Origin of the sequence: Streptomyces sp. NPDC005899, from assembly GCF_040629645.1 — a bacterium.
Taxonomy (GTDB): domain Bacteria; phylum Actinomycetota; class Actinomycetes; order Streptomycetales; family Streptomycetaceae; genus Streptomyces.
The window spans coordinates 1-10822 of sequence record NZ_JBEXWB010000223.1; the positions used below are offsets into that span (position 1 = coordinate 1).

Genomic DNA, 10822 nt, shown 5'->3' on the forward strand with positions numbered 1-10822 from the left:
CCCGGTGCGTCCGCATCCGGCCGGCAGGCGCCCGGCCCCGGCCGTCAGCCCTTGAGCGCCCGGACCGCCGAGGCGGCCAGGTCGTCCAGGTATCCCTTGGGGAGGTCGCCCCGGACCACCACGAGGCGCCAGTACAGCGGTCCGACGATCAGGTCGAGCGCCCGGTCCGGATCGCTGCCCTCGGGCAGTTCCCCCCGGGCCACCGCCGCCCGGACCACGACTGCGGCCACTCCCTGCTGCTGGTCCAGCAGCGCCGCCTTGATGGCGTCGGAGATCTCCGGGTTGCGGGCGGCCTCGACCAGCAGGTCGGGGATGACCTGCGAGGCGACGGGGTGGCGCAGGGCGTACGCGGCCAGTTCGAGGACGGCGCGCACGTCCCCGTGGAGGCTGCCGGTCGCAGGCGCCGGCATGCCCTGGGCGGCGACGGCCGCGACGAGGTCGAGGACGAGGTGCAGCTTGGACTTCCAGCGGCGGTAGACGGCGGTCTTGCCGACGCCCGCCCGCCGCGCGATGCCCTCGATCGACATCCGCGCGAAACCCACCGCGGCCAGCTCCTCGAAGACGGCACCGCGGATCGCGTCGGTCACGTCCTCACGCAGCACCGCGGCACCGGCCGGGGGTCGGCGCCCGGTTCGCCGTTCGCTGGTCATGGCCCGAATGATAGACCGCGACGACGAAACGGTTGCGTTGCGGCGTACACACGTCCTAGTCTCGGCGTTGCGACGATACGGTCCCGTCCCATCCGACGGGCTCGCGTCCGCACTGATCGCCCCGTTCCTCCCGCCCTCCGTCGAAAGCGATCACGGTGAGCCAGACAGCAGCACCGCCGGCCCCGGCGGAATCCGCCCCGCCCGCCCTCCTGCCGGTGTACGCACCCGGCGAGCTGGCCGCACTCGCCGCCCGGCACGGGCTGGCCGTCAGCGGGGCCAGGCCCTCGCTCGCCGAGTACGTCCGGCAGCTGTGGGGCCGCAGGCACTTCATCACCGCGTTCGCCACCGCCAAGCTGACCGCCCAGTACAGCCAGGCGAAGCTGGGCCAGATCTGGCAGATCATGACCCCGCTGCTGAACGCGACGGTCTACTACTTCATCTTCGGCATCCTGATGAACACCAAGCACGGGGTCCCCGACTTCGTGCCCTTCCTCGTCACCGGCGTCTTCATCTGGACCTTCACGTCGAGTTCGATCACCGCGGGCACCCGGGCGATCAGCGGCAACACCGGACTCGTCCGCGCGCTGCACTTCCCGCGGGCGTCCCTGCCGATCGCCCTCGCCCTCCAGCAGCTCCAGCAGCTGATGTTCTCGCTGGGCGCCCTCGTCGTGATCCTCCTGGCCTTCGGCCAGTACCCGCAGCCCTCCTGGCTCCTCGCGGTCCCCGCCCTCGGCCTGCAGGCCGTGTTCAACACCGGCGTGTCCATGGTCGTGGCCCGACTCGCCGCGAAGACCCCCGACATCGCCCAGCTGATGCCCTTCGTGCTGCGCACCTGGATGTACGCGTCGGGCGTCATGTGGAGCCTGGACACCCTGCTGACGGGGGACCGGGTCCCGCGCCTCGTCCTGCTGGCACTGGAGTGCAACCCGGCCGCCGTCTACATCGACCTCATGCGGTACGCGCTGATCGACAGCTTCACCAGGGAGCAGATGCCCCCGCACGTATGGGCCGTCGCGGCGGGCTGGGCGCTCGTCTGCGGGATCGGCGGTTTCGTCTACTTCTGGAAGGCCGAGGAGCGTTACGGACGTGGCTGACACCACCGGCACACGCGTGCCCACCGTCGTCGTCGACGACGTCCACATCACCTACACGGTCAACGGCGCCCGCACCGGCCGGGGCAGCGCCACCTCCGCCCTGAACCGGATCATCTCGCGGGGACAGCCCCGGGGCGCCCGGCAGGTGCACGCCGTGAAGGGCGTCAGCTTCGCCGCGTACAAGGGCGAGGCCATCGGCCTGATCGGTTCCAACGGATCGGGCAAGTCCACGCTCCTCAAGGCGATCGCGGGCCTGCTGCCCCCGTCGCGGGGCCGCGTCCACACCCAGGGGCAACCCTCACTCCTGGGAGTGAACGCCGCGCTGATGAGCGACCTCTCCGGGGAGCGCAACGTCGTCCTGGGCGGGCTGGCCATGGGCATGACCCGAGACCAGATCCGCGAGCGCTACCAGGACATCGTCGACTTCTCCGGCATCAACGACAAGGGCGACTTCATCACGCTGCCGATGCGCACGTACTCCTCGGGTATGGGGGCGCGACTGCGCTTCTCCATCGCGGCCGCCAAGAGCCACGACGTCCTGCTCATCGACGAGGCGCTCTCCACCGGCGACGCCAACTTCCGGCGGCGCAGCAGGGACCGGATCATGGAACTGCGCGAGGAGGCGGGGACGGTCTTCCTGGTCAGCCACAGCAACGCGTCGATCACCGAGACGTGCGACCGCGCGCTGTGGCTGGAGGCGGGCACCCTGCGGATGGACGGTCCCGCCGACCAGGTCGTGGCGGCGTACGAGAAGTTCACCGCGCCCTCGAAGGCCCGCAGGTGACACCACCGCCGGACGGGGCGACGGCCGCACGGGGGACGGCGTAGCCCCCGTACTGAACGCATGAGACTGCCGGAGGGCCCGATCGGGCCGTCCGGCAGTCTCATGGGCGAGCGGCTCCGGAGCCGCCAGGGATCACGCGTGCGTACGCAGCAACGTCCGCATCGTCCGCATGGCCACCGACAGGTTGGCCAGGTCGAAGGCGTCCGAGCTCTGGATCTCCTCCAGGGTGGAGCGCGAACGCGCCAGGATCGGTGCGTTCCTCTCCTCCCAGGCGGCGAACCTCTCCTCGGGCGTCGACGTCCCGTCGCCCACGGCCAGTACGTCCGCGGTCAGCGCTGCGTGGGCGGCGTACAGGTCCTCACGGATGGAGGCGCGGGCCATGGACTGCCAGCGGTCGGCCCGCGGCAGTTCGATGATCCGGTCCATCAGCTGGGTGATCCCCAGCCGGTCCGCGAGGTCGTAGTAGACCTCGGCGACCGCCAGCGGGTCCTTGCCCGTACGGTCGGCGATGGCCACGATGTCCAGCGTCGGGAAGGCCGACGAGAAGCCCGCGACCCGCACCGCCAGCTCCTCGGGAACACCCACCGAGGTGAGTTCCTCCAGGATCGACCGGTACCAGTCGAGGTCCGCGCCCTTGAGCAGCTGGGGCAGCTCGTTCCACACCTTCTCGACGCCTTCGCCGAAGAAGGCGACGGTCCCGGCGATCTCGACCGGCTGCGGCCTGTTGCCGAGCAGCCACCGCGCCCCTCGCTCCACCAGCCGGCGCGAGTGCAGCCGGATCCGGGTCTGCACGTCGGCGGCCACCTGGTTGTCGAGCGCCTCGACGGCGTCCCACACGTCGGAGAGTCCGAAGATCTCCCGGGCGGCGAACTGCGCCCGCACGATCTCCTCGAGCGAGGCCCCCGTCTCCTCCCGCAACCGGTGCAGGAACGTCGAACCACCACTGTTCACGGTGTCGTTGACGAGCACCGTCGTGATGATCTCGCGCCGCAGGGCGTGCCCGTCGACCGCCTCCGGGTAGGCCGCGCTCAGCTGCTTCGGGAAGTAGGCGTGCACCAGCTTCTGCAGGTGCGGGTCGTCCGGCAGGCTGGTGGAGATCAGCTCGTCGGCCGCCGTGATCTTCGTGTAGGCGATCAGCACGGCCAGTTCCGGCTGGCTGAGACCCCTGCCGTGGTTCAGCAGCTCGCGGATCTGCCGGTCGTTGGGCAGGAACTCCAGCGCCCGGTCCAGGTGTCCCTCGCGGCCGAGCCTGCGCATGAACCGCTGGTGTGCGTGGAGCAGCGAGGGAGCCTGGGTGCAGGCGTTGGCGAGCGCGACGTTCTGCGCGTAGTTGTTCCGCAGGACGAGCTGCCCGACCTCGTCGGTCATCTCGGCGAGGACCTTGTTGCGCTGCTTGACGGTCATGTCGCCGTCCCGGACGAGGCCGTTGAGCAGGATCTTGATGTTCACCTCGTGGTCCGAGGTGTCCACACCGGCGCTGTTGTCGATGGCGTCGGTGTTGATCCGGCCGCCGGCCCGGGCGAACTCGATGCGGCCGAGCTGCGTGGCCCCGAGGTTCCCGCCCTCGCCGACCACCCGGGCGCGCAGGTCCTCACCGTTGACACGGATCGCGTCGTTGGCCTTGTCACCGACGTCGGCGTTCGACTCGGCGGACGACTTGATGTACGTGCCGATGCCGCCGTTCCACAGGAGGTCCACCGACGCCTTGAGGATGTTCTGCATCAGCTCGGCCGGGGTCATCTTGGTGACCTTCGCCTCGATGCCGAGGGCCTCGCGGATGTGCGCGTTGATCGGGATCGACTTCGCCGAACGCGGGTGGACGCCGCCGCCCGGGGAGAGCAGCGACGCGTCGTAGTCCGCCCAGGAGCTGCGCGGGAGGTCGAACAGCCGGCGCCGCTCCGCGTAGGACGTCGCCGCGTCCGGGTTCGGGTCGATGAAGATGTGCCGGTGGTCGAACGCCGCGACCAGCCTGATGTGCTCGGAGAGCAGCATGCCGTTGCCGAAGACGTCACCGGACATGTCGCCGACACCGACGACGGTGAAGTCCTCCGTCTGGGTGTCACGCCCCAGCTCGCGGAAGTGCCGCTTCACGGACTCCCACGCGCCGCGGGCGGTGATCCCCATGCCCTTGTGGTCGTATCCGGCGGAACCACCGGAGGCGAAGGCGTCACCGAGCCAGAAGCCGTAGGCCTCGGCGACCTCGTTGGCGATGTCGGAGAAGCTCGCGGTGCCCTTGTCGGCCGCGACGACGAGGTAGGTGTCGTCCTCGTCGTGGCGCACGACGTCGGCCGGCGGCACGACCTCGCCCGTCACCATGTTGTCGGTGATGTCGAGCAGCGCCGAGATGAACGTCTTGTAGGAGGCGATGCCCTCGGCGAGCCAGGCGTCACGGTCGACGGCCGGGTCCGGGAGCTGCTTGGCGACGAAGCCGCCCTTGGCGCCCACGGGCACGATCACGGTGTTCTTGACCATCTGCGCCTTGACCAGGCCGAGGATCTCCGTGCGGAAGTCCTCCCGCCGGTCGGACCAGCGCAGACCGCCGCGGGCGACCTTGCCGAAGCGCAGGTGGACGCCCTCCACGCGGGGCGAGTAGACCCAGATCTCGAACGCCGGGCGGGGCGCGGGCAGGTCCGGGATGGCCTGCGGGTCGAACTTCATCGAGACGTAGGCGTGCGGGGTGCCGTCCGCGGCCGCGCTCTGGAAGAAGTTGGTCCGCAGCGTGGCCTTGATGACGGTGAGGAAGGACCGCAGGATCCGGTCCTCGTCGAGCGAGGCCACCTGGTCCAGGGCCCCGTCCAGCTCCTCGAGCAGCCCGTCGGTCAGCTCCGTACCGGCCTTCTGCCGGCTCGGGGCCATCCGGGCCTCGAAGAGGGAGACCAGCAGCCGCGTGGTGTGGACGTTGTTGCGGAGGGTGTCCTCCATGTAGTCCTGGCTGAACGTCGAGCCGGCCTGCCGCAGGTACTTCGCGTAGGCGCGCAGCACCATCGCCTGGCGCCAGTCCAGCCCCGCGCCCAGCACGAGCGCGTTGAAGCCGTCGTTCTCCGCCCGGCCGGTCCAGACGGCCGCGAAGGCCTCCTGGAAACGCTCCCGGGCGTCGTCGGCGAGGTAGTCCCCGCTGCTGGCGACCGTCGGCATCCGCAGCCCGAAGTCGTAGATCCAGGCGTGCGTACGGTCGGCGCACCGCAGCTCGTACGGGCGTTCGTCGACGACCTCCACGCCGAGGCGCTGGAGTGCCGGAAGGACCGCGGAGAGGGAGACCTGCTCACCGGTCCGGTAGATCTTGAAGCGGCGCTCGCCGGCTGCGGCGTCGACGGGCTCGTAGAGGCTGAGCGAGAAGTCCTTCGTGTCGCTCTTGAGCGCCTCGAGGTGCACCAGGTCGGCCACGGCGGCGCGCGGCGAGTGGTCGGCCTTGTAGCCCTCGGGGAAGGAGTGCCCGTAGCGGCGCAGCAGTTCGGCGGCACGCTCCTCACCGCACTCGGCGTTCAGCGCCTCCTGGAAGCCGTCGGCCCAGGAGCGGGTGGCCTCGACGAGGCGCGCCTCGATGCGGTCGGCGTCGGCGTCGGTGAGGTGCGACAGCTCGGTGCCCGGCGGGACCCGGACGACGAAGTGCAGCCGGGACAGGATCGACTCCGTGTTCCACGCGGTGAAGTCGACGCTGGTACCGCCGAGCTCCTCCTTCAGGATGTCGATCAGGCGGAGCCGGACACCGGTGGTGTAGCGGTCGCGCGGCAGGTACACGAGGGCGGAGTAGTAGCGCCCGTACTCGTCCTGCCGCAGGTACAGCCGGAGCCGGCGGCGCTCCTGGAGGTACAGCACGGACGTCACGATCGACCGCAGCTGGTCGACGGGCGTCTGGAACAGCTCGTCGCGCGGGTAGGTCTCCAGGATCTGCAGCAGGTCGCGCCCGTCGTGGCTGTGGGGCGTGAAGCCCGCGCCCTCCAGGACCTCGGCGACCTTGCGGCGCACCACGGGCACCCGGCGCACGGACTCGGTGTAGGCGGCCGACGAGAACAGACCGAGGAAGCGCCGCTCGCCGACGACGTTGCCGTCGGCGTCGAACTTCTTCACACCGACGTAGTCGAGGTAGCTGGGGCGGTGCACGGTCGCCCGGCTGTTCGCCTTCGTCAGGATCAGCAGCTTGTGCTCCCGGGCCTTCGCGCGTACGTCGGCGGGCAGCCGGTCGAACGACGGGCTCACCGGATGCGCCTCGTCCACACTGTGGTGCGGGTCGGAGCGCAGGATGCCCAGGCCGGTGCCGGGCACGGCTGCCAGGGCGTCGGAGTCCCGGAGCTCGTACTCGCGGTACCCGAGGAACGTGAAGTGGTCGGCGGCGAGCCAGCGCAGCAGCTCCCGGGCCTCCTCGACCTCCTCACCGTCGAGGTCGTCGAGCGGCTCGCCGGGGAGGTCGTCGGCGATCCGCAGGGCGGCGTCGCGCATCTTCTCCCAGTCCTCGACGGTCTCCCGTACGTCGGACAGGACGCGCAGCAGGTCGGCGGTGATCTGCTTGAGGTCGGCGCGGTCGGTCTCCCGGTCGATCTCGACGTGGATCCACGACTCGACGAGGGCGTCGTGCGGCAGCTCCGCCCGGGTCTCCTTGCGGCCCTTGGCCCCCACGGCACCGTCGCCCCGGGGCCTGTCGTCGGCGACGACCTCGATCAGCCTGCCGGTGACATCGCGGCGGACGATGACCTGCGGGTGGATCACCAGGTGGATGCCGCGGCCCTGCCGGGACAGCTCGTTGGTGACCGAGTCGACCAGGAACGGCATGTCGTCGGTGACGACCTCGACGATGGAGTGGCTGCACGTCCAGCCGTTCTCCTCGACGGTCGGGGTGTGCGTCCGGACGTTGGCGGTGCCCTGCGGGCGGTTCTCGGCGAGGCGGAAGTGGGAGGAGGCGGCACCGAAGACATCGACCGGATCGCGGTCGGTGATGTCCTCCGCGGCGGTGTGCAGGTAGTAGCGCTGGAGGTAGGCCAGCAGCATGTCGTGGCCCGGCCGCCCGTCCCCGTCCGCCGCCGCGCCCTCTCCGGCAGGGAGTACCCGGGGGATACCTCCCGGGCCACCGACACCACCGCCCGGACTGTTGTCAGCTACCCGGGCCGCCCGTTCGAGCAGCTCGGCCTTGGCTTCGTCCAGCTTGGTCTGCATGTCCTCTGGCTCCTGTCGCGCGCCGTTGCGAGACGTAGGTGAAAAAGACGGCGTAACGCCACGACGCGGGGGTTCCGGTCTCGGTCGACGCTATGCCGCCATGGGAGGTACCCGGGACCATATCGGCCATTCTCGGCGGTCGCCCCTGGGTGCGGAGATCGCGGATCGCCCGGGTGCTGTGGCACTCCGGGCGCAGGCCGGGGGCTTCGCTGCCCCCGAGGCGTATCGCGCTGATCACGGCACCAGGCTATCTCCCCGCCACCCACAACCGTCATGAGCCGCATATGTACAAAAGATGACCCCGAACTTTGACACTCTGGACATCGCGCGGGACCGTCCCCGTACCCGGCCGGACCGGCTGGGATGAGCAGGCCGCCGCGGTACCGCCCGGCCCCGGCTGCGGCAACCGCTCCAGCGGCCGTAACCGCTGCGCCGGGGGCGGCCTCACCACGCCCACTCCAGCACCGGCCCCCGGTCCCACGACCATGCGCACGCCTGTACCCACGCCTGTGATTACGCCCGCGCCCGCTCCTGCGCCGACGCCCGCCGCTCCCACGGCCGCGCCGTGACCGCCGGCCCCGGGCCCGTCCCCGCCGGCGTGCGGCCCCGGCACCGCCGCCCGCGGAGCCCGGGCAGCCGCGGGGCCGCCTCCGGCCCGCCGTCGGCCCGCCGTCGTTTCCGCTGTCGGGCCGCCTCCGGGCCCTCGTCAGTCCGCCATCAGTTCCGCCAGCGCGACCGCCTCGGCGAGGGTGTCCACCACGGGTACGCCCGCCGCCTCCAGGCTGCCACGGCTGTGGGAACCGCCGGTGTAGAGCACGGCGCGCGCCCCGACATGCGCCGCGGCCACGGCGTCGTCCACCGCGTCACCGATGACGACCGCGTGCTCGGGGGCGGTGCGGGCCGTGCCCTCCAGCCGCGCCAGCATCTCGAAGTGGCGCTCCATGTGCTGCGCCTTGCTGCCGCCGGAGGGCCCCGTCCGCCCGTCGACCCGCAGGAAGTGCCGCTCGATGCCGTATCCCCTGACCACGGGGACCAGGTGTTCGTGGCCGTACATACTCAGCAGCGACTGGCTGCGGCCGGCCCGGCACCACCGTGCCAGCAGCTCCTCGACCCCCTCGGTCAGCGCGCAGGCGGCCCGCCGCTCCGTGTAGTGCCGGTGGAAGATGCCGTCCATCCGCTGCCACTCGGCGTCCGTGGGCAGCCGGCCCAGCAGCCGCTCGTAGAACCGGGGTATCGGGACGCAGTACGTCTCGCGGTACTGCTCCAGTGTGAGCGGCGGGAGGTCGAGCTCCGCGAACGCGGCGTTGGTCGCCCCGAGGACCGCCTGGACGTCGTCGAGCAGTGTGCCGTTCCAGTCCCAGACCAGATGGGTGCGGTGCTTCCCCGGTGTCGCCATACGTAGAAAGTACTCGCCGGGTACGACAACGACGACGGCCCGCCGCCCGTCCGCCGCCCCGGCAGATCGCCACCTCCGCCTTCGGGCGCCCGACGCGCCGCACACGGTCCGACGCCCGGTGCCCGCGCCCGCCGACCCGGCGCGGGACGCACGGGGCTCGGCTCGTGGCCCGGAGCTCCGCAGACGCTCCCGGCCGGACGGGCTCAGCCGATCAGCCGGACGGGCTCAGCTGATCGGACCGATCAGGCCGGGGATCTCCTGGACGCCGAACCAGAGCAGCTCGTGGTCCTCCGCGCCGTCCACGGTGAACTGCGCGTCGTCGTCACCCAGATCGGCCGCGCCCAGCGCCGCCGCCGCGGCCGCGACGTCCTTCTCGGCGTCGTCGGAGTCCACGTGGACGGCGGCGGCCTTCGTCAGGGGAACGGCGTCCGCGATGCGCACCTCACCGAGCGACGATGCCTCCAGCACGTGATCGGGGTCGGCGACGGCCGCCCCGTCCGCCACGTCGACGGCGACGACGACCCGCCGCCTGTGCTCGTCGGGCTTCGCGGCGATCAGACGCAGGGATGCGGAAGCGGCCCGGTTGAGCGCCGCGTACTCCAGCTCCTCGATGTCGTCGGAGACGTACCACTCGCGCAGTCCCGGCGTCACGGCGTAGGCGGTCAACGGCCCGGGGCCGAGCCGGCCCGCGCTGTGCGCCTCGGCAAGACCGGAGAGGGTCAGGGGGACGTACACGCGCATGGGTGACCGCTTTCCTCGTCGATGACGCCCTCAGGATACGTGGGACGTCCCCCATCGGGTCCGGTGAGCCGTCTCCCGTTGTCCACCCGGAGACGGGCGTCACCCCCGCCGGCCCCGTGCGGCGCCGGGCCGGCCACCCGGATAGGTGAATCCTCCGCGGCCCCGGAACGGCCCCGCCGCGGCTTGCGGCGCCCGGGGGCCGCCCCGTAGAAGATCACCGACACGAAGTTACCGCCCGGTACTCGCCCGGGCGCCGCACAGCAGCCACGGGGGCTACCCACATGAGCACAGACAGGACGAGGCCGGCCGGCCGCCGCGACCCCGGCCGGCCGGGCACCGTACCGCCGCAGCGGACACCACTGCGGCCCCGGCGCGCACCGCGCCCGCACCAGTGGTTCGCGGAGCGTCTGCTCGCGGTCCTCAGCGGTCAGCGCCCGGTGCACTGGATGCTCGGCCACACCGTCGGCGAGGCCTACGACCAGCTCGCCGAACTCGCGCCGAGCGCCCCGCTCGGCGCGGGGTGCCGACGGCCCGTCCTACGGGCCTGCCACGGTGTCCAGCCGGTCAACGGCGTGGTCGAGGCTTTCGCCAGCATCGCGACGGGCGAACAGATCCGCGCCCTGGCCTTCCGCCTGGAGCAGGGTCCGGACCTGCGCTGGCGGTGCGCCGCGGTCGATCTGGGCGGCGAACGCCTCCGGGCCGTGCGGTAGGGCCCGAAGGCGTTCGGGACAGCCGACGGCCGTGCGGGACGACCCGGGCCGTGCGGGAGGGCGCACGGCCGCCGCACCGCCGCCGCACCGCCCTCGCCGCTCACCGTCGCGGCCCCTGCCCGGCCGGCCCAGCCGGGGGCTCGCGCCCACCTCGGCGCCCCCGCCCCTGCGTCCCGCCGCGGAGGGACGGCCCAGGCGGCCTGCCCGCGGAGGCACCGACGGGCTGGGCCGGGGCACCCGGCGGGGGCCCGGGCCCGGGCGAGGGAAAAGCGGTGGGCGGGTTGGGGTGCGCTACTTCG

Annotated in this window: 7 protein-coding genes; 3 read left to right on the forward strand and 4 right to left on the reverse strand. The window is 71.9% G+C overall.

Features of this window, described 5'->3' with window-relative positions; all coding sequences use genetic code 11:
• Positions 1-44: 44 nt before the first annotated feature.
• Positions 45-650 (reverse strand): TetR/AcrR family transcriptional regulator, encoded by a 606-nt coding sequence (locus tag ABZ371_RS22275; protein WP_358682462.1) that lies wholly within the window; start codon positions 648-650, stop codon positions 45-47.
• 155 nt (positions 651-805) lie between these two features.
• Here ABZ371_RS22275 and ABZ371_RS22280 point away from each other — a divergent pair, with 155 nt between their 5' ends.
• Both ABZ371_RS22280 and ABZ371_RS22285 read left to right on the forward strand, forming a co-directional pair.
• Complete coding sequence (locus ABZ371_RS22280; RefSeq protein WP_358682465.1) at positions 806-1744, forward strand: ABC transporter permease; 939 nt, start codon at positions 806-808, stop codon at positions 1742-1744.
• The gene (locus ABZ371_RS22285) at positions 1737-2528 is read left to right on the forward strand and encodes an ABC transporter ATP-binding protein (RefSeq protein ID WP_358682467.1); all 792 of its coding nucleotides are present in this window, start codon (positions 1737-1739) and stop codon (positions 2526-2528) included. Before ABZ371_RS22280 ends, ABZ371_RS22285 begins: the two co-directional genes overlap by 8 nt.
• A 132-nt stretch (positions 2529-2660) precedes the next feature.
• Here the strand turns inward: ABZ371_RS22285 and ABZ371_RS22290 are convergent, their stop codons facing one another.
• From ABZ371_RS22290 to ABZ371_RS22300, 3 genes are all read right to left on the reverse strand, one after another.
• Positions 2661-7676 (reverse strand): NAD-glutamate dehydrogenase, encoded by a 5016-nt coding sequence (locus ABZ371_RS22290; protein ID WP_358682468.1) that lies wholly within the window; start codon positions 7674-7676, stop codon positions 2661-2663.
• A gap of 706 nt (positions 7677-8382) precedes the next feature.
• On the reverse strand, positions 8383-9072 hold the full coding sequence (locus ABZ371_RS22295; RefSeq protein ID WP_358682471.1) for an HAD family hydrolase: 690 nt from the start codon (positions 9070-9072) through the stop codon (positions 8383-8385).
• A gap of 225 nt (positions 9073-9297) precedes the next feature.
• Positions 9298-9813, reverse strand: a complete 516-nt coding sequence (locus ABZ371_RS22300) for a hypothetical protein (protein WP_358682474.1) — start codon at positions 9811-9813, stop codon at positions 9298-9300.
• A gap of 281 nt (positions 9814-10094) precedes the next feature.
• Between ABZ371_RS22300 and ABZ371_RS22305 the strand changes: the two genes are divergently transcribed.
• Positions 10095-10523 (forward strand): Rv3235 family protein, encoded by a 429-nt coding sequence (locus ABZ371_RS22305; RefSeq protein WP_358682477.1) that lies wholly within the window; start codon positions 10095-10097, stop codon positions 10521-10523.
• Positions 10524-10822: the final 299 nt, after the last annotated feature.

Bases quoted from the DNA above. Each gene is read 5' to 3' on its own strand.
- ABZ371_RS22275 (WP_358682462.1), bottom strand. From the start codon at position 650: ATGACCAGCGAACGGCGAACCGGGCGCCGACCCCCGGCCGGTGCCGCG.
- ABZ371_RS22290 (WP_358682468.1), bottom strand. From the start codon at position 7,676: ATGCAGACCAAGCTGGACGAAGCCAAGGCCGAGCTGCTCGAACGGGCG.
- ABZ371_RS22295 (WP_358682471.1), bottom strand. From the start codon at position 9,072: ATGGCGACACCGGGGAAGCACCGCACCCATCTGGTCTGGGACTGGAAC.
- ABZ371_RS22300 (WP_358682474.1), bottom strand. From the start codon at position 9,813: ATGCGCGTGTACGTCCCCCTGACCCTCTCCGGTCTTGCCGAGGCGCAC.
- ABZ371_RS22305 (WP_358682477.1), top strand. From the start codon at position 10,095: ATGAGCACAGACAGGACGAGGCCGGCCGGCCGCCGCGACCCCGGCCGG.